Genomic DNA, 19,912 nt, shown 5'->3' on the forward strand with positions numbered 1-19,912 from the left:
AAAAACTTAAGGTTGATATAATAAAACAACTCATCAAATGAGTAAATTTATTAATAATAAGGAAAAAATATGAAAACGTTGGGGCAATTTATTGTTGAAAAGCAAGCCGAGTATCCGAATGCAAAAGGAGAATTAAGTGGGATCCTCTCTTCTATTCGATTAGTCGCAAAAGTGATTCATCGAGATATTAACAAAGCAGGATTAACCAATAACATCATCGGCACTTCAGGTGCCGAAAATGTACAGGGCGAAACACAAATGAAATTGGATTTGTTTGCCCATAACACCATGAAGCAAGCATTAATGAGCCGTGAAGAAGTGGCTGGCTTTGCTTCCGAAGAAGAAGAAAATTTTGTCGCCTTTGATACAGAACGAGGCCGCAATGCCAAATATGTGATTCTCACCGACCCACTTGATGGCTCATCAAATATTGATGTCAATGTGGCGGTTGGCACCATTTTTTCAATCTATCGTCGTATTTCACCTATTGGCACCCCCGTGACTCTCGAAGATTTTATGCAGCCAGGGAATCGTCAAGTCGCAGCTGGCTATATTGTTTATGGTTCTTCCACCATGTTAGTGTATACCACAGGCAATGGCGTGAATGGCTTTACTTATGATCCTTCATTAGGCGTATTTTGCTTATCTCATGAAAATATCCAAATTCCCGAAAATGGCAAAATTTATTCCATTAATGAAGGACAATATTTAAAATTTCCACAAGGTGTCAAAAAATACCTCAAATACTGCCAAGAAGAAGATAAAGCGACACAGCGTCCTTATACGTCTCGTTATATCGGCTCTTTAGTCTCGGATTTCCATCGCAATATGCTCAAAGGGGGCATTTACATCTATCCAAGTGCCACAAATTACCCAAATGGTAAACTTCGTCTATTATATGAAGGCAACCCGATGGCGTTCTTAGCAGAACAAGCAGGCGGCATGGCAAGTGATGGTTATCATCGAATTCTGGATATTCAACCAACAGAGTTGCATCAGCGTGTGCCTCTCTTTATTGGTTCCAAAGAAATGGTTAAAAAAGCACAAGATTTCCTAAAAGAATTTGATTAAATGTAAAGAAATTAAAAGAGCCAGCAATTCATTTGACTGGCTCTATTTGTTTCCTTATTATAGCCGGCTCAAAAATTGTCAGTGTTTTGATTTATGTTTACCAGGAAAGCCGTTTATGAGAATAAAACAGTTACTTATGTTTGGTCTTTTAATGATCACAACTGGAATTCTTTTCAGTTGTTATAAACAACATAATGACAAAAGCTCAGCTTCAACCCACTCCAGTGCCTCTCGCCTTTTTTCATTAGAACAATTCAATAAATCAGTGAAAATTATCCCAATGAATAGGCAAATCACCAAAGATAAGAATAACGATGAAATCACCACCATGAGTTATAAAATCAAAAATTTAAGTGATAAATCGATTAAAAGCGTTTACTGGGACAGCATTTATATTTGGAACGCTAACTCACTCTATACACATAATTTTCCCATTACCTTTGAAGCAAAACTAAATCCACAAAAAGAACAAATTATTTCGGAAATGGTGTTAATCAAAAAATTACACGAAAGCAATCAGCATTTAGTCAAAAATCCAAACAATGAAATTAAAGTGGAAATTATCGCAAGAGCCATTGAATTTGAAGACGGATCCCGAATTGTGATTCCCGATAATTAAACGCCCTACAAAGCACCCACAAGATCTTCATCTGTGGGTTTCTTTTTATCTCCACTTTATCTCCATTTGCCCCATCCACCTCAAATACAATCCTTGCCCCATTGCATCTTAATGGCTTTTAATGGCTTATTTAGATAAAAAGAAATGAAAGGAAAAGGGAAAAGAAATGAAAAATTTCAGGTATAAAAAAAGCCGCATCATGCGACTGTCTTATTTTCTTCTTATTGCATTGCTTGAAGTTTTAAATGGTGCCCGAGGCCAGACTTGAACTGGCACGCTTCGAAAAGCGAGGGATTTTAAATCCCTTGTGTCTACCGATTTCACCACTCGGGCGGACGATTTAATACTTTTTTAACTAACTTTGCATCAGCGATGGAGGCGTGTCCCGGAGTCGAACCGAGCTACATGGATTTGCAATCCAGTGCATAACCGCTTTGCTAACACGCCGTTAGTTTGGAGCGGGAAACGAGGCTCGAACTCGCGACCCCAACCTTGGCAAGGTTGTGCTCTACCAACTGAGCTATTCCCGCATTCGCTGTTAGTGCGGTGCATTCTACTGATTTATAAATTTCTGTCAACGGTTGTTTTAAAAAAATTTTCTCGTTCGTTGAAAAAAGATTCAATTTGTTTAAAAAACAAGATAACCGTGCAAAATTGCACCTATTTTTTGACTTTTTTATCTGCATGATGTCGCATATCTTTATAAAAAAAGCTATTTTATCGTTATTCAGTTTATGCCAAAATGTGGAAATTCTTTTGTATAAAATAAATCTCTGCCTACGCTTGATTTTCACCATCCACGATATTGAAAACGAAACGAAAGTGCGGTGGATTTTAAAAAAATTTTAATGAGGAAGTAAATCATGACACAACCCTATTCAATTGATACCCTATTAGCCCAAGCAGGTAATCGAACAGATGAACGCACGGGCGCGGTTTCTACACCCATTTTTCTTTCAACTGCCTATGGTCACCCTGGGATTGGGGAAAGCACGGGATATGACTACACACGTACCAAAAACCCAACTCGTGCAGTATTAGAAGAAACCATTGCACAATTAGAAGGGGGAGAACGTGGTTTTGCTTGTGCTTCTGGCATGGCGGCAATTCAATTATTAATGAGCTTATTTGCCGCACCTGATGAATGGATTGTGTCTAGTGATGTATATGGTGGCACTTACCGCTTATTAGACTTTGCTTATAAAAATACTCATGGCGTAAAACCTGTTTATGTCAATACAGCTTCACTAGCCGATATTGAAGCTGCCATCACGGCAAACACGAAAGCGATTTTTATCGAAACCCCATCAAATCCATTAATGGAAGAATGTGATGTGGATGCCATTGCAAAAATTGCCAAAAAACACAACCTATTGCTGATTGTGGATAACACTTTCTTAACCCCTGTTTTATTTAGACCACTTGAACATGGTGCAGATATTGTCATCCATAGTGGTACAAAATATATCGCAGGTCATAATGATGCCTTAGTTGGACTGATCGTTGCGAAAGGAACAGAACTTTGTGAACGATTATTCTATATTCAAAATGGGGCGGGACCTGTACTTTCTCCGTTTGATGCGTGGTTGACGATTCGTGGCATGAAAACCTTAGCCTTGCGTATGGAACGTCATGAAAAAAATGCGAAAGCCTTAGCGGAATTTTTAGCTGTTCAACCCCAAGTCAAAGATGTGTTATATCCAAACAAAGGGGGGATGTTGTCTTTCCGCTTGCAAGATGAAAATTGGGTGAATCCATTTTTGAAAGCCATTAAATTGATTACCTTTGCAGAAAGTCTGGGGGGAACAGAAAGTTTTATTACCTATCCCGCCACACAAACCCATATGGATATTCCTGAATCAGAACGTATTGCACGTGGTATTTGTAACCGTCTGTTGCGTTTTTCTGTGGGAATAGAAAATGTGGAAGATATCAAAGCGGATTTGTTACAAGCTTTCGCACAGTTAAAATAGCTTTTCCCACTTTAACAGATTGATTTGCATTATGCTTGTGATATTATCATTAACGCTTGAAATGATAACAATCATGCTAATTATAGAACATATTATTAACAAAAAAGGAAAAAATGATGGAAGTATTACATTCTACTGACGCAACATTTGCGGCTGATGTGGTAAATTCTGATGTGCCTGTTTTATTAGATTTTTGGGCGCCTTGGTGCGGTCCTTGCCGTATGATTTCACCTATTTTGGATGAAATTGCAGCGGAATTTTCGGGTAAAGTGAAAGTAGTAAAAATCAATATCGACGAAAACCAAGAAACCCCTGCACAATTAGGTGTGCGTAGCATTCCAACTTTAGTGTTATTTAAAGATGGTAAAGCGGTTGCGACCCAAGTGGGTGCATTACCAAAAAATCAATTGGCTAATTTTATTAACCAAAACATCTAATATTGACTCGGTCACTCAGTCATTTCTAAGTAAAGTTTGGAAAGTCTATTATAAAACCCACTTTTGTGACTCAACGCAAAAGTGGGTTTCTTTTTGTGTGCGGAACGGAGAAGCCTCAAACAGTTAACATGACTTATTGAATATACGCAAAACAACTCCATACAGGCAATGAAACCGAGAGCAAGAGTAAAAGGTTTAAGGTTAAATAAGATAATGTCCATTGTTTAAAAATATGAACGGCAAGAATCAGCACAATAAACAAATGCAAGATGAAATATAAAATAAAGGCAAATTCATTGGCAAAAAAGACCGCACCTGAGGCTTGAAAAAGAATCACTAACACGGCAAGGGCATTACAAAATAACATGATCAACATGCCAAAAGGCAACAAGGCGATAAAACCTTGTAAACGATTTTTAGCAATCACTAAGGCAAGATTGGCTAAAATAAGCCCCGCAAGCATTTGGCTAAATGGACTGTATTGCACAAAAAATAAGGTGGGAATCTCTACAAAAATCAGCAAATAAGCCAACATGCCCAAGCCGCCAGCGATCATTGCCATCACTAACATCGTGTTTCTTAATTGTTCATCTTCAGGCTGTTTCCAAATCGCAATCAGCATAATGATCCCCGCAAGACACACCACATCCGTTAGGACAAAATGATAATTAGAAAATAGGCTTAATAACAGCCAAACGCCCCAAAATAATGCCAAATAGGCATTCACTCGAATTAAACGTGAGCGTTGCCCTGGACAAATTTTGCCTTGACGAAACACGATCAAACAGAGCAATTGTGCGGTTAAGATAGCGAAGGCTAAATGAGAAATGGCTTTGGTATAAGGTTGTAAAAAAAGGGCAAAAAGATCAATCCCTAACAATAAAAGAAGAGGGAATAATGAAATCAGTGCGGTAAAAAACACAGGCTGTTTTTCTTCAGACATAATTTTTTCCTGCTTAAAAGACAAAGAGTCTGACAATTATGCAAGAATTCAAAAGTGCGGTCAAAATTTCCTATCATTTTCATAGATTCCTCTCTAAAATAATCACATTTTTAACCGCACTTTTTGATATGGAATTTCTATGCTACTGAGCGTTTTATATATTATTGGGATTACTGCAGAAGCCATCACGGGGGCGTTGGCGGCAGGTCGTGAAAAAATGGATATTTTTGGTGTGATTATCATTGCTTCAATGACCGCAATCGGAGGTGGCTCAGTCAGAGATGTGCTGTTAGGTCATTATCCTCTAGGTTGGGTGAAAAATCCGCAATATTTTTTAATTGTGGCTACCGCCGCCGTGCTTACAGTTGTTGTCGCCCCACTCATTCGCCAGTTTATGCGTTATTTCCGAACAATTTTCTTAGTGTTAGACGCCTTAGGTTTGATCGTATTTTCGATTATTGGGGCACAAATTGCCTTAGACATGGGGCATGGATTTACCATTGCTACCATCGCCGCCATTATCACAGGAGCATTTGGTGGCGTGTTACGTGATCTCTTGTGTAATCGTATTCCGTTAGTTTTCCAAAAAGAACTTTATGCCAGTATCGCTTTGATTGCGACGGCAATTTACATTGGCTTGCAACAACTCCAGATCGATCAAAATCTGGTGATTATCATCACGTTAGTCAGTGGCTTTATCGCCCGTTTACTCGCAATTTATTTTGAATGGGGATTGCCAGTATTCGATTATCAAGAACAACCCATTTCGAAAAACACAACAAACGACAAATTACCAACGAAAACAAAATAGGTGGCATTATGAGTATCCATTTAGAACAGATGGGAAGACAAGCTAAACAGGCGGCATTTATCTTGTCTCAACTTTCCCAACCTCAAAAAAATCATGCTTTGCAACGCATTGCAGAACAATTAGAAAGCCAAGCAGAGGCCATTTTGGCTGAAAACGCCAAAGATATTGAGGCAGCAAAACAAAACGGGTTATCCGATGCCATCATTGATCGTTTGTTATTAACAAAAGATCGTTTAACCCATATTGCAAATGATGTACGCCATGTGATGTCGTTGGCGGATCCCGTTGGGAAAGTCATTGATGGTGGCATATTAGACAGCGGATTAAAAATCGAACGCGTGCGTGTTCCACTCGGCGTGATTGGCACCATTTATGAAGCCCGTCCGAATGTGACAATTGATGTCGCAAGCCTTTGTTTAAAAACAGGCAATGCCGTGATTTTACGAGGGGGAAAAGAAACCCAGCATTCCAATCGCATTTTAGTTAAGGTGGTGCAAGATGCTTTAGCACAAGCAGGCTTGCCCAAATATGCGGTACAAGCCATTACCGATCCAGATCGTGCGTTAGTGATGGAATTATTAAAATTAGATCGCTACGTCGATATGATTATCCCTCGTGGAGGGGCGGGGTTACATGCACTCTGTAAACAGCATTCCACCATTCCTGTGATTGTCGGCGGGATTGGGGTTTGCCACTTATTTGTAGAGGAAAGTGCTGATTTAGATAAAGCCTTGCCGTTAATCGAAAATGCGAAAACACAACGTCCAAGCACCTGCAATACATTGGAAACCTTATTAGTACAACGTAGCATTGCGGCACAATTTTTACCTAAATTGGCACAACATCTTGCCCCGAAAAACGTCAAAATTCATGCAGATTCTACCGCACTTTCTCTCCTTCAAGACGCCCCACTTGAGGTGTTGCCAGTCCAAGAACAAGCGTTACGCCAAGAATGGCTTTCTTATGATCTCAATGTCGTGGTGGTTGAGGATCTGCCGCATGCGATTGCACATATCCGTGAATACGGCAGCCAACACTCTGACGGCATTTTGACTAGCTCGCAACAGCTCGCTCAACAATTCATTGCACAAGTGGATTCTGCTGCGGTATATGTGAATGCCAGCACAAGATTTACCGATGGAGGGCAATTTGGTTTAGGGGCAGAAGTGGCTGTCAGCACCCAAAAATTACACGCACGTGGTCCAATGGGGTTAGAAGCCTTAACCACGTATAAATGGGTTTGCACGGGTGATTATACCTGTCGAACATAAATATTGTTTAATAAAATAATGCTTTTATTATTGTCAAATAAAATCTTTTAGAATTTATTTGACAATTTTTTTGCAAATTGTTATTTCTTATGAATAACACAACAATCCTATAAAAATAAAAGAAGGAATCTTATTTATGTCTTACCTTTCCGTTGCGAAATTCGGTGGCACCAGTGTCGCCAATCATTGTGCCATGCAAGCTTGTGCTAACATTGTCATCAACGACCCTAAAACCCGTGTTGTGGTACTTTCTGCTTCAGCAGGGGTGACCAATTTACTCGTTGCCTTAGCCAATGGTTGTGATAGTACCGAACGACTCAAGCTTGTTAACGAAATCCGCCAAATTCAAGAAAATATCCTAAATGCCTTGAAAGACGATCGTTTTGTGCGTGATAAAATTGAAAAAATTCTTTCTAACATTGAATCACTTGCCGAAGCGGCGAGTCTTGCCACCTCTACCGCATTAACCGATGAGCTGATTAGCCAAGGGGAAATGATGTCGTCATTAATTTTCGTGGAAGTGTTACGAGAATTAAACACTCAAGCCACTTGGGTGGATGTACGCCGCATTGTCGCTACCAATAGCCACTTTGGTAAAGCTATTCCAAATGATGAACAAACACAAAAAAATAGCGATAATATTCTCAAACCGTTGCTTGATCGTGGTGAGCTCATCATTACACAAGGGTTTATCGGACGAGATCCCGAAGGAAAAACCACCACGTTAGGACGCGGCGGCAGTGATTATTCTGCGGCATTATTGGCTGAAGTGCTCAAAGCAAACGATGTGTTAATCTGGACCGATGTGGCAGGAATTTATAGTACCGATCCCCGTATTGTGCCAAATGCCAAACGTATCGATACCATTAGCTTTTCAGAAGCCGCTGAAATGGCCACCTTCGGTGCAAAAGTCTTACACCCTTCAACCTTATTGCCTGCTGTGCGTAGCAATATTCCTGTTTATGTCGGCTCAAGTAAGGCACCTGAAGCGGGGGGAACTTGGGTTACACGTGATCCGCAACCTCGCCCAACTTTCCGAGCAATTGCCCTACGTCGTGATCAAATTCTCCTTACCCTATCTAGCCTCAATATGCTACATGCACAAGGCTTTTTAGCGAATGTGTTTAGTATCCTAGCGAAGCACAAAATTTCTGTGGATGTGGTGACGACCTCCGAAGTCAGCATTGCCTTAACTTTAGATAAAACAGGTTCAGCCTCTTCTGGTAATGCATTACTGTCTAATCACCTCCTAGAGGAACTAAGTACTGTCTGTTCAGTGAAAGTCGATACGGGCTTATCTTTAGTTGCCTTAATTGGGAATGATCTGCATATTTCTGCAGGCGTGGCGAAAAAAATCTTTAACACCCTTGAAGACTACAATATTCGCAGCATTAGCTACGGTGCTAGCACCAATAATGTGTGCATGTTAGTACAAAGCGAACATGCTAATGAGGTGGTGTCTTCTCTCCATCAAACATTATTTGAATAATAAAGGGAAATAACACAAACAAACTTTGGGAGAATGCTCTCGTTCTCCCAACAGTTTGTTTACAAAGCTATTTCTGTCATCCGCTTAAGATAAAAACGAAATTTCATCCCAAAAACTCACGGCGAATAAGATAATTTTCCCCTTCTTCCCTTGATTTCCCACCTTTGTATCTGCTTTCTCGCCTTTTCACAAATTCACAAATAACACCACAAATGGATTGAGATTAATGCCAGAAAATAGTAAAGTACTCCGCTGTTCATTTTATTTATACATAAAAGCTTAAAGGCGGAATACTATGGGAAAAAGTGTTGTTATCTTAGGCGCACAATGGGGCGACGAAGGTAAAGGAAAAATTGTTGACTTACTTACTGACCGAGTGAAATACGTTGTTCGTTATCAAGGTGGTCATAATGCAGGTCACACTCTCATTATTAATGGTGAAAAAACGGTACTTCGTTTAATTCCATCAGGCATCTTACGTGATAATGTCACTTGCTTAATTGGTAACGGTGTTGTACTTTCACCCGCCGCACTTATGCAAGAAATGGGTGAGCTCGAAAGCCGTGGCATTAATGTTCGTCAACGTCTGTTAATTTCTGAAGCTTGTCCATTAATTCTCCCTTACCATGTCGCAATGGATCATGCTCGTGAAGCCGCATTAGGTAAAAATAAAATCGGTACCACAGGTCGTGGTATTGGTCCTGCCTATGAAGATAAAGTGGCTCGCCGTGGTTTACGTGTTGGCGATTTATTTAACCGTGAAGCCTTCGCAGAGAAATTAAAAAATATCCTAGAATACTATAATTTCCAGCTCGTAAATTACTACAAGGCAGATGCAGTTGACTTCCAAAAAACCCTTGATGAAGTAATGGCGGTTGCGGATATCATTACAGGCATGGTAGCAGATGTCACCACGATTTTAGACAAAGCTCGCCAAAATGGGGACAATATCTTATTTGAAGGTGCACAAGGCACAATGTTAGATATTGACCATGGTACTTATCCTTTTGTGACCAGTTCAAATACCACCGCAGGTGGCGTGGCAACAGGTGCGGGTTTTGGTCCTCGTAACTTAGACTATGTATTAGGCATTATCAAAGCCTACTGCACCCGTGTAGGAAGTGGTCCTTTCACCACAGAATTATTTGATGAAGTGGGGGCAGAAATTGCCCGTAAAGGTCATGAATTTGGTGCCGTCACGGGGCGTCCACGCCGTTGTGGTTGGTTTGATGCTGTAGCAATTCGTCGTGCTATTCAACTTAACTCTATCTCAGGTTTTTGTATGACAAAACTTGATGTGTTAGATGGGTTTGAAGAAGTAAAAATCTGCGTAGCCTATAAAATGCCAAATGGTGACATTGTTGAATATGCCCCACTCGCAGCAAAAGATTGGGAAGGCGTTGAACCGATTTACGAAACCATGCCAGGTTGGAAAGAAAATACTTTTGGTGTGACCGATGTGGAAAAATTACCAGAAGCCTGTCGCAACTATGTTAAACGTATTGAAGAAGTAACAGGTGTTCCTGTTGATATTCTTTCAACGGGTCCTGATCGTGTGGAAACCATGATCTTACGTGATCCTTTCGCTGAATAATCTTCAGCAATTTATACCGCACTTTATAAATGGAAAGTCAATGCTGGCTTTCCATTTTTTATGTCCTATCAAAATTCATAGATTTAACTAATTGATTTCATAGACTTATTGAATTGATTTTTTTAATTTAGATCAACATTCCTCATTATTTGTAGTGTTAATATACAAAGGCTTACCATAACGAAGGAAATGAACTATGAAAATTAAAAAATTAATTTTATCTGCAGTTGCGATCGCAACGGTGGGCTTCTTAGGCACCGTAAGCTATGTTCATCTTTTTGATAAGGAACAATCTGCGAAACTTCTCACCGAAAAAGCCCTAAAAGGCGAAGCGAAAGACATTGCAAAAATCTTTTATGACAATGGCTGTCAATATTGTCATACGTCTAATGCAGACTTACCTTTCTACTCAAAATTCCCCATCGTAGATAAAATCATGCAAGAGGATATTTCAAAAGGGACTCGTGTCTTTTTACTAAATGATCTCATCGAAGGCTTAAAAGATCCGACAAAACTGTCTGAAGTCAGTTTAGCCAAATTAGAACAAGTGCTGATTAATGACGAAATGCCTATTGCCAAATTTGTGCATCTTCACTGGGGAACTCGTCCTGATAGTGATGAAAAAGCACGCCTATTAAATTGGATTCGCACACAACGTAAAACGCATTTTATCCCACAAAATACCGCAGGCACCAGCCCAACTCGCCTCGTGCAACCCATTCCAACAACATTAACAACGGATGAACGTAAAGTTGAGTTAGGCTATTTACTCTATCATGATGGTCGTTTATCGGCTGACGGTTCCGTTCAATGTCATACCTGTCACCAATTACAAAACGGCGGGGTCGATGGCTTAGATGTCTCCGTCGGGATTCATGGCTTAAAAGGGGGAATCAACTCACCAACGGTGTATAACGCCGTCTTTAATACAGCCCAATTCTGGGACGGTCGAGCAAAAGATTTGGCTGAACAAGCTGGGGGACCTCCTCTTAACCCTGTCGAAATGGGCTCAAAAACATGGGATGAGATTGTTGCCAAGTTTGAACAAGATGAAACCTTCAAACAAAAATTCTTGGCGGTTTATCCAACAATTAACGAAGCCAATATTACCGATGCCATTGCCGAGTTTGAAAAAACTTTAATCACCCCAAATAGTGCGTTCGATCGCTATCTGAAAGGCGATATGAATGCATTAACTGCCTCACAATTAAGAGGTTATGAGTTATTTGAGCAACATAAATGCGATACTTGCCATGTGGGTGTGGCAATGGGCGGACAATCTTTTGAATACATGGGCTTATTTGATGATTACTTTGCGGCAAAAGGCACACCATTAACCGATGCAGACCAAGGTCGTTTTGCTCATACACAAAATCCTGCGGATATGCATAAATTCAAAGTGCCAACATTACGTAATGTGGCATTAACCGCCCCTTATATGCATGATGCACGAACAGACGATTTGAAAGAAGCCGTACGTATTATGCTCCACTATCAAAGTGGTAAAACCTTGCCAGAAAAAGATGTGGCAGATATTGCCGCGTTCTTAGAATCATTAACGGGAGAATATCAAGGTAAATTATTAACCAAAGAAACCCAATAAATTTTTTAATAATATGACTTCCTGTTTTGACCTAGCTCTGGCTAGGTCTTTTTTTAACAAAACTTTCATAAAAAGCACCGCACTTTTTTCCAAAAAAGTTTGATCTAGATCACACTTTTACAAAATTTATTTGAGAATAATTATCACTTTTAAAGATAATTTTTCCCAATAAAACCAATTAGTAACTCTTAAAATGGCGGATTTTTTACCTTTAAATGCACAGATAAAACACAATATGTAGTGGTTGAAAATCTATTTGTTACTATATATAGTGCTTTCGATTATTGAGTCATACATAACAATAGGGTAAAAAAATATGTCAACGTTCTTTGTCATCAAGCGTGATAATTCACGCACAGGTTTTGAAGTTCAGCGTATCATCAATGCCGTTAAAAAAGCGGCTGAAGCGGTCAATATTGACGATGAACGCTATTGCCATACTGTCGGTCAGCAAGTTTGCGATGAAATTTTTACTCGTTATCAACAAGAAATTGATATTAATGATATTCAGAAAATTGTTGAAAACCATCTTATGTCTGGTCAATACCCCGAGATCGCACGTGCTTATATTGAATATCGTCATGATCGTGATCTTGCCCGTGAGAAACGCAGTCAGTTGACCCAAGAAATTGAAGGCTTAATTGAACAAAGCAATGTGGAATTACTCAATGAAAATGCCAATAAAGATGCCAAAGTCATTCCCACACAACGTGATTTATTAGCGGGTATTGTGGCAAAACATTATGCGAAACGTTACATTTTACCGCGTGATGTGGTTGAGGCACATGAAAAGGGAGAAATTCACTATCACGACTTAGATTATGCCCCTTTCTTTCCCATGTTTAACTGTATGCTGGTGGATCTCAAAGGCATGCTCAGTAATGGCTTTAAAATGGGGAATGCAGAAATTGAGCCACCCAAATCCATTACCACCGCAACCGCAGTGAGTGCACAAATTATTGCCCAAGTCGCTAGCCATATTTATGGCGGTACCACCATTAATCGCATTGATGAAGTGTTGGCTCCTTATGTGCAATTAAGTTATGAAAAACACATCAAAACTGCCCAAACATGGCAAGTTCCTGATGTGGAAGGCTATGCCAAGGCACTCATCGAAAAAGAATGTTTTGATGCCTTCCAATCGTTAGAATATGAGGTCAACACCTTACACACTTCCAACGGGCAAACCCCGTTTGTCACCTTTGGCTTCGGCTTAGGCACCACATGGCAAGCACGTTTAATTCAACGTTCAATTTTACTTAATCGAATCCGTGGATTAGGGAAAAATCACAAAACCCCTGTTTTCCCTAAACTGGTCTTTAGTGTCAAAAAAGGGATTAACCAAAGCAAAGACGATCCAAACTACGACATCAAACAATTAGCTTTAGAATGTGCGGCTAAACGTATGTATCCCGATATTTTAAATTATGATCAGGTTGTTAAAGTGACGGGCTCATTCAAAGCCCCTATGGGTTGTCGCAGTTTCTTAGGTGCCTATTATGAAGACGGAAAAGAGATTCATGATGGTCGCAATAACTTAGGCGTGGTCAGCCTCAACTTGCCACGTATCGGTATTGAGGCGAAAGGTGATGAAGCTCGCTTCTATCAATTATTGGATCAACGTCTCACCATTGCTAAAAAGGCGTTGATGACTCGCATTGCCCGTTTAGAAAATACCAAAGCCCGAGTCGCCCCTATTTTGTATATGGAAGGGGCTTGTGGCGTGCGTTTGAATGCCGATGATAATGTGGCACAAATTTTTAAAAATGGGCGAGCCTCTATTTCCCTTGGCTACATTGGCATTCACGAAACCATTCATGCCCTCTATGGTCAAGCCCATATTTATGATGATGACACATTGCGTGAAAAAGGGGTTGCCATTGTGAAATATCTCAGCCAAGCCGTGCAAGCATGGAAACAAGAAACGGGCTATGCTTTCAGTTTGTATTCCACACCGAGTGAAAATCTCTGCGATCGTTTCTGCCGTTTAGATACCAAACAGTTCGGTATAATTGATAAGGTTACAGATAAAGGTTACTACACCAACAGCTACCATTTAGATGTGGAGAAAAAAGTCAATCCGTATGACAAGATCGATTTTGAAATGCCTTACCCATCCTTTGCCAATGGTGGTTTTATTTGCTACGGCGAATACCCCAATATTCAACACAATCTTAAAGCATTGGAAGATGTTTGGGATTACAGTTATGAACGTGTCCCTTATTACGGCACCAATACCCCGATTGATGAGTGTTATGAATGTGGCTTTAGAGGCGAATTTGAATGCACAAGCAAGGGCTTTACATGCCCGAAATGTGGCAATCATGACAGCGAAAAAGTCTCCGTCACTCGCCGTGTTTGTGGCTATTTAGGCAGCCCTGATGCCCGTCCATTTAATGCAGGTAAACAAGAAGAAGTTAAACGTCGCGTTAAACATTTATAGCCCCGACTGACTTGCTTACGAAGTGAGGAAGTCAGCATGCTAACCACAAGACCACAATATGGATCTTTCTATGAATTATATGCAGTATTATCCCACCGATATTGTGAACGGCGAAGGCACAAGATGTACCCTTTTTGTCAGTGGTTGCACCCATGCGTGCCGAGGTTGTTATAACCAAAAAAGCTGGTCATTTAGTGCAGGGGTGCCTTTTGACGATGCCATGGAACAGCAAATTATTGAGGATTTACAAGATACACGAATTAAACGACAAGGGCTCACCTTAACGGGTGGCGATCCATTACATCCAAGCAATTTATCCGTGTTGTTGCCTTTCGTGAAACGGATTAAAAAAACCTGCCCCGATAAAGATCTTTGGGTATGGACGGGCTATAAATTAGAGGAATTAGACGACTTTCAGCGTCAAATTTTGCCTTATATTGATGTGCTGATTGATGGTAAGTTTGAACAGGAAAAAGCCGACCCCAGCCTCGCATGGCGTGGATCGGCTAATCAAGTCATTCATCGTTTTAAACTTTGATGAAATAAGAAATTTACCGCTAATATAATGCGAAGGCGATAATAATATTCCCCACAACAATCAGAATACAACCATAACGTAAATTTCGTTTTACTGTATGAGAAAGAGAAATATTATCCCACTTTTTTAGCTTTCTTTTTTTTAGCTCTGGCTCATCATAGAAAGACTGAATAAATGATGCGTAAGAGATTTTAGAAAGCCATCTTGTTTGTGCCATTATGGATAAACAAAAACGCAATAACATTAACATCCTTGCTTTTAACATAAATAATCTTCCTAATGTAACGCAATACATCAAATAGCGAACAATAATTCGCTATTTTGCCAAATCACTCGCTCAACATCCTCTGCACTTTCTGTTCTCAGTGAACACAAATGCTGAAAGACATGAGCAATACGCTCCGGTCGATTTGGCTGTCCTTGAAAACCAAAAACAGGCATATCTGGTGTGTCGGTTTCTAAAACTAAACTCTCCAGTGGCAAACGACGTATGGTTTCACGCGTTTTATTCGCTCGCTGATAGGTAATGGTTCCACCAACACCAATCTTATAACCAAGCGACACAAAACGTTTCGCTTGTTCATAGCTCCCAGAAAAGCCGTGAATAATACCACACTTTGTTAAAGATGCACGTTTTAAAAACGTAAACAGCTGATCATGTGATTGGCGAGAATGTAAACTCACCGGCAAGTGATACTGCTTTGCCAAAGATAGCTGCGCTTCTAAAAATTCACATTGTTTCTTCCACAAGGAAGCGGTTAATAAGTCGGGTACAGCACGTTCCAAACCAATTTCAGCAACGGCACAGCAATTTTTCGTGCGTTTTTCTAATCTTGCTTGTAATTTTTCCAAATCAAGATAGTCATGTTGCTGAATATACAATGGGTGCAAACCTAATCCATAAAAAAGATTTTCTGGAAAAAGTGCGGTCATTTTTTCAAGATTTTCAAAATACTTTTCCAACACCCCAACAATTAAGATTTTCGTCACATTATGGGCAAGCGCCTGTTGCAAGATCTGTGCCAAACTTTCGCCTGTTTCATGTTGCAAATAATCTAAATGCGTATGGGTATCAAAAAAGGGCATACAGGTTCCTAAAAGATCATCTCATGGCTAACTACTTACGCATTCAGCTTAATCTGATTTTCATGCAAGTGCAATACGGCAGAGTCTGGAATCCAACTGAACTTTTGAGATTTCTCGCTTCAGCATGAATACTGACTTCTTGGCAAAAAAAATCCCCCTCAAAAGAGGGGGAAATTATCGATTATTCAACCGTGACGGAAGTGATCAAAATCTCTTCTTTCGGTACATCTTGGTGGAAGCCTTTATTGCCTGTTTTCACGCCTTTAATTTTGTCGACCACGTCCATGCCTTCAACCACCTCGCCAAACACACAGTAGCCCCATTCTTGAACAACTTCACGCCCATACATTTCTTTTGCACGGTAATCTAAAAAGAGATTATCTGCCACGTTAATGAAAAACTGAGCTGTCGCAGAATGTGGATCAGAGGTGCGAGCCATCGCAATGGTTCCCCGTTTATTACTTAACCCATTATTCGCTTCATTTTGGATTGGTGCATTGGTGTTTTTTTCACGCATATTCACATCCATGCCACCGCCTTGAATCATAAATCCATCAATAACTCTGTGGAAAATTGTGTTATCATAAAAGCCGCTTTTACAGTAATTAAGAAAGTTTTCTGCTGTGTTTGGTGCTTTATCATGATGAAGTTGAATTTTGATATCGCCAAAATTTGTATGTAGTGTAATCATTCCTATTATCCTCTGACATTCTTAAAGGCTCAATTATTCCATAAAAGTGTGATAAATGCTATAAAGGTGCATTTGCCACAAGGCGTTGGCTGTAAAAGTGCGGTGATTTTTTAATACTTTTCGAGAAACATAAGAGAACGAACTCATGCTAAAAATTTTTAATACACTATCGAGAGAAAAAGAAATTTTTAAACCTATTCATGCTAACAAAGTTGGCATGTATGTCTGTGGCATCACGGTTTATGATTTATGCCACGTTGGACATGGTCGAACATTTGTTTGTTTTGATGTGATTGCTCGTTATCTCCGTTATTTAGGCTATGAGTTGACTTATGTACGCAATATCACAGATGTTGATGACAAAATTATCAAACGTGCGTTAGAAAATAAGGAATCTTGTGATCAATTGGTCGATCGCATGGTGGCGGAAATGTATAAAGACCTTGATGCACTCAATGTATTACGCCCCGATATTGAACCCCGTGCCACCCACCATATTCCTGAAATTATCGCCTTAATCGAAAAACTCATTCAGCGTGGGCATGCTTACATAGCAGACAATGGCGATGTGATGTTTGATGTAGAAAGCTTTCAAGAATATGGCAAACTGTCTCGTCAAAATTTGGAACAACTTCAAGCAGGTGCACGAGTGGAAATCGTCAATGTGAAGAAAAACCCGATGGATTTCGTGCTTTGGAAAATGTCAAAACCTGAAGAACCAAGCTGGTCATCGCCTTGGGGAGCAGGCAGACCGGGTTGGCATATTGAATGTTCTGCGATGAATTGCAAAGAATTGGGCGAGCATTTTGATATTCATGGTGGCGGTTCGGATTTAATGTTCCCACACCATGAAAATGAAATTGCACAATCTTGCTGTGCTCATGGTGGGGCTTATGTCAATTATTGGATTCACTCTGGCATGATTATGGTTGATCATGAAAAAATGTCAAAATCACTGGGCAATTTCTTTACCCTACGTGAAGTGCTCAATCATTATAATGCAGAAACAATACGTTATTTCTTGCTCACCGCCCATTATCGTAGCCAATTAAATTACAGTGATAAAAATCTCAATTTAGCCCATATTGCCTTAGAACGTTTGTACACCGCATTGCGAGACACCGATCCGACAGCGAAAGCTTCTGGGGGAGAACAGTACATCGCTGCCTTTAAAGAGGCTATGGATGATGACTTTAGCACGCCTAACGCCTTATCTGTATTATTTGAGATCGCACATGAAGTCAATAGACTTAAAAATGAAGATAAAGAGAAAGCCAATGGACTTGCGGCACGTTTACGTGAATTAGCGGATATTTTAGGCTTGCTTTATCAAGCACCTGAAGAGTTTTTACAATCAGGTTTAGACGATGAAGAAGTTAAAATCATTGAAGCCTTAATTAAACAACGTAATGATGCTCGTGCAGCTAAAGACTGGGCGACTGCCGATGCCGCACGGGATCAACTCAGCAAAATGAAGGTGGTGCTAGAAGACGGGCCAAACGGCACGACATGGCGTAAAGACACAAAAACAGAGGAAAAACAAGAGAAGTAACACAAAGGTCTAGTAGAAATACTAGACCTTTTTTGTCAATAGGTGATCTCACAAAATAGAGAAAACAGCCTTATTCGCTACAAAAAGCTCCACAGTAAAATGGCTAACAGCTGCGGCGAGACAATCCTCAAGAACATCACCAACGGATACACCGTCGCATAAGATAAGGAAGGTGCACCATTGTCCTCTTTAATGGAATTGGCAAATGCAAGTGCGGGTGGATCGGTCATGGAACCTGCCAATAACCCACAGAGTGTCAAATAGTTCATCTTCGCATATAAACGAGCAATCACCCCAACAATCATCAACGGCACAAAGGTAATAATAATGCCATAGACCATCCATTCCATACCATGCCCATTGACCAAGGTATCCACAAAGTTACCGCCCGATTTTAATCCCACCACGGCAAGGAATAAGACAATCCCAATTTCACGCAAGGCAAGGTTAGCACTTGGCGGCATAAACCAATACAGTTTTCCAATACTGCCGATACGGGCTAAAATCAACGCCACCACTAATGGACCACCCGCCAAACCTAATTTTAACGGCACAGGGAAACTTGGAATATGGAAAGGAATAGAACCGAGCAGCACGCCAAGTCCAATCCCGATAAACACAGGTAACATTTGAACTTGTTGAAGTTTTTGTTGTGCGTTGCCTATCATCGCAATCGCATGTTCTAGCACATCACTGCGACCAACCACATGCAACACGTCACCAAATTGCAAGGTACTGTTCGCTGTTGGGACTAGCTCCACCCCCGAACGGTTTAGACGGGAAATTACCACGCCATATTTTTGATGTAATCCTAACGAGCGAATGCGTTTACCAAGTACTTTTTCATTGGTCACCACAATACGTTCTGAACGAAGATCACCCGCAAAACTGGAAAGTGGCACATCCACTTCTTCGCCAAGCACCAATCGCATTTTACGTAACGAAGAAAGCTCCCCCACTAAATGCAATAAATCGCCACATTGAATAATGGTATCCGCCTGTGGTACACAGATATTCTCTTCACGTTTTAAGCGGGTACACACCACATCTTTTTTGGCATCAAAGCCTGGGATATCCACCAAACGTAACCCGTCTAAATTCGTATTGGTGACTCGCACATTCATTGAGCTAAGACTTTCTTTATCTTGTCCGCTTGCTTGATTGAAACGTTTCGCTTCTTCATCCACTTTGACACGGAAAAATAAACGGATTAACCACATGGCTAATAAAATCCCACAAATCCCAAAAGGATAAGCGATGGCATACGCCATGCCCATATGAGATGTGGTCTGCGACAACCCTAACTCTTCAAGAATCTGCTGCCCCGCCCCTAAAGAAGGGGTGTTGGTGACCGCACCAGAATAGATACCCAAAATAATGTCTAAAGGCACGTCGGCAATTTTATTAATTAACACCACCGAAATGGCACCAATCAAGACAATTAATGCGGCAAAACCATTTAATTTTAGCCCTGATTGACGTAATGATGAGAAAAAACCCGGCCCCACTTGAATACCGATGGTATACACAAACAAAATTAATCCAAATTCTTGGATAAAATGCATGGTGTGAGTATCCAGTTTTAAACCATATTGATTGGTGAAGTGAGCCACAATAATCCCACCAAATAACACACCCCCAATACCAAGCCCCACGCCTCTAATCTTCCAATGTCCTATCCACAACCCAATGACAGCAACAAGTGCAAGGAGGCTAATTGTGATCGCAATATCACTCATAATTGACCTCTACGTCCATTTTAAATTGACAAAATAGACTTGGATTATAGCA

Annotated in this window: 17 protein-coding genes and 3 tRNA genes; 12 read left to right on the forward strand and 8 right to left on the reverse strand. The window is 40.4% G+C overall.

Going from position 1 to position 19,912, the window contains the following annotated elements:
• The first annotated feature begins 69 nt into the window (after window positions 1-69).
• Window positions 70-1,071 (forward strand): class 1 fructose-bisphosphatase, encoded by a 1,002-nt coding sequence (gene fbp / locus ACPEEM_RS07125; RefSeq protein WP_424401521.1) that lies wholly within the window; start codon window positions 70-72, stop codon window positions 1,069-1,071.
• A 115-nt stretch (window positions 1,072-1,186) separates the two neighbouring features.
• Window positions 1,187-1,690, forward strand: a complete 504-nt coding sequence (locus ACPEEM_RS07130; RefSeq protein WP_424401522.1) for a hypothetical protein — start codon at window positions 1,187-1,189, stop codon at window positions 1,688-1,690.
• Between the two features lie 246 nt (window positions 1,691-1,936).
• Here the strand turns inward: ACPEEM_RS07130 and ACPEEM_RS07135 are convergent.
• From ACPEEM_RS07135 to ACPEEM_RS07145, 3 genes are all read right to left on the reverse strand, one after another.
• Window positions 1,937-2,023 (reverse strand) — tRNA-Leu (locus ACPEEM_RS07135).
• 40 nt (window positions 2,024-2,063) lie between these two features.
• Window positions 2,064-2,137 (reverse strand) — tRNA-Cys (locus tag ACPEEM_RS07140).
• A 7-nt stretch (window positions 2,138-2,144) separates the two neighbouring features.
• Window positions 2,145-2,220 (reverse strand) — tRNA-Gly (locus ACPEEM_RS07145).
• A 333-nt stretch (window positions 2,221-2,553) separates the two neighbouring features.
• Here ACPEEM_RS07145 and ACPEEM_RS07150 point away from each other — a divergent pair.
• Together ACPEEM_RS07150 and trxA are read left to right on the forward strand one after the other, a co-directional pair.
• Entirely contained in the window at window positions 2,554-3,663 is a 1,110-nt protein-coding gene (locus ACPEEM_RS07150; protein WP_424401523.1) for a methionine biosynthesis PLP-dependent protein, read from the forward strand.
• A gap of 113 nt (window positions 3,664-3,776) precedes the next feature.
• On the forward strand, window positions 3,777-4,100 hold the full coding sequence (trxA, locus tag ACPEEM_RS07155) for a thioredoxin (protein WP_167383056.1): 324 nt from the start codon (window positions 3,777-3,779) through the stop codon (window positions 4,098-4,100).
• Window positions 4,101-4,233: 133 nt separating this feature from the next.
• Here the strand turns inward: trxA and ACPEEM_RS07160 are convergent, their stop codons facing one another.
• Window positions 4,234-5,043 carry a hypothetical protein gene (locus ACPEEM_RS07160; RefSeq protein ID WP_424401524.1) on the reverse strand — a complete coding sequence of 270 codons (810 nt, stop codon included), beginning with the start codon at window positions 5,041-5,043 and terminating at the stop codon, window positions 4,234-4,236.
• A gap of 139 nt (window positions 5,044-5,182) precedes the next feature.
• On the opposite strand from ACPEEM_RS07160, the gene ACPEEM_RS07165 reads away from it, so the two are divergent.
• From ACPEEM_RS07165 to nrdG, 7 genes are all read left to right on the forward strand, one after another.
• Complete coding sequence (locus ACPEEM_RS07165; RefSeq protein WP_424401525.1) at window positions 5,183-5,854, forward strand: trimeric intracellular cation channel family protein; 672 nt, start codon at window positions 5,183-5,185, stop codon at window positions 5,852-5,854.
• Between the two features lie 8 nt (window positions 5,855-5,862).
• The gene (proA, locus tag ACPEEM_RS07170) at window positions 5,863-7,125 is read left to right on the forward strand and encodes a glutamate-5-semialdehyde dehydrogenase (protein ID WP_424404341.1); all 1,263 of its coding nucleotides are present in this window, start codon (window positions 5,863-5,865) and stop codon (window positions 7,123-7,125) included.
• A gap of 136 nt (window positions 7,126-7,261) precedes the next feature.
• Window positions 7,262-8,614, forward strand: coding sequence for a lysine-sensitive aspartokinase 3 (gene lysC / locus ACPEEM_RS07175; RefSeq protein ID WP_424401527.1), 1,353 nt, complete (start codon window positions 7,262-7,264; stop codon window positions 8,612-8,614).
• A gap of 295 nt (window positions 8,615-8,909) precedes the next feature.
• A complete protein-coding gene (purA, locus tag ACPEEM_RS07180) occupies window positions 8,910-10,208 on the forward strand; it encodes an adenylosuccinate synthase (RefSeq protein ID WP_424401528.1) in 1,299 nt (432 codons plus the stop codon).
• A 202-nt stretch (window positions 10,209-10,410) separates the two neighbouring features.
• Complete coding sequence (locus ACPEEM_RS07185) at window positions 10,411-11,811, forward strand: cytochrome c peroxidase (protein WP_424408237.1); 1,401 nt, start codon at window positions 10,411-10,413, stop codon at window positions 11,809-11,811.
• Between the two features lie 316 nt (window positions 11,812-12,127).
• Window positions 12,128-14,254: an anaerobic ribonucleoside-triphosphate reductase gene (nrdD, locus tag ACPEEM_RS07190; protein WP_424406453.1), complete on the forward strand. Its 2,127-nt coding sequence runs from the start codon at window positions 12,128-12,130 to the stop codon at window positions 14,252-14,254.
• A 70-nt stretch (window positions 14,255-14,324) separates the two neighbouring features.
• Window positions 14,325-14,792 (forward strand): anaerobic ribonucleoside-triphosphate reductase-activating protein, encoded by a 468-nt coding sequence (gene nrdG, locus ACPEEM_RS07195; protein ID WP_424404697.1) that lies wholly within the window; start codon window positions 14,325-14,327, stop codon window positions 14,790-14,792.
• Window positions 14,793-14,811: 19 nt separating this feature from the next.
• Here the strand turns inward: nrdG and ACPEEM_RS07200 are convergent, their stop codons facing one another.
• The 3 genes from ACPEEM_RS07200 to ACPEEM_RS07210 all read right to left on the reverse strand — a co-directional run bounded on the left by ACPEEM_RS07200 (window position 14,812) and on the right by ACPEEM_RS07210 (window position 16,569).
• Window positions 14,812-15,057: a hypothetical protein gene (locus ACPEEM_RS07200; RefSeq protein WP_424404699.1), complete on the reverse strand. Its 246-nt coding sequence runs from the start codon at window positions 15,055-15,057 to the stop codon at window positions 14,812-14,814.
• 29 nt (window positions 15,058-15,086) lie between these two features.
• Window positions 15,087-15,878: a TatD family hydrolase gene (locus ACPEEM_RS07205; RefSeq protein ID WP_424406455.1), complete on the reverse strand. Its 792-nt coding sequence runs from the start codon at window positions 15,876-15,878 to the stop codon at window positions 15,087-15,089.
• Between the two features lie 181 nt (window positions 15,879-16,059).
• Complete coding sequence (locus tag ACPEEM_RS07210; RefSeq protein ID WP_424401534.1) at window positions 16,060-16,569, reverse strand: peptidylprolyl isomerase; 510 nt, start codon at window positions 16,567-16,569, stop codon at window positions 16,060-16,062.
• A 145-nt stretch (window positions 16,570-16,714) separates the two neighbouring features.
• Between ACPEEM_RS07210 and cysS the strand changes: the two genes are divergently transcribed.
• Entirely contained in the window at window positions 16,715-18,121 is a 1,407-nt protein-coding gene (gene cysS / locus ACPEEM_RS07215) for a cysteine--tRNA ligase (RefSeq protein ID WP_424401535.1), read from the forward strand.
• Between the two features lie 77 nt (window positions 18,122-18,198).
• Here the strand turns inward: cysS and ACPEEM_RS07220 are convergent, their stop codons facing one another.
• Entirely contained in the window at window positions 18,199-19,860 is a 1,662-nt protein-coding gene (locus tag ACPEEM_RS07220; protein WP_424401536.1) for a putative transporter, read from the reverse strand.
• Between the last annotated feature and the right edge of the window lie 52 nt (window positions 19,861-19,912).

Origin of the sequence: Pasteurella pantherarum, assembly GCF_049670885.1 — a bacterium.
In the GTDB taxonomy this organism is placed as follows: domain Bacteria; phylum Pseudomonadota; class Gammaproteobacteria; order Enterobacterales; family Pasteurellaceae; genus Pasteurella.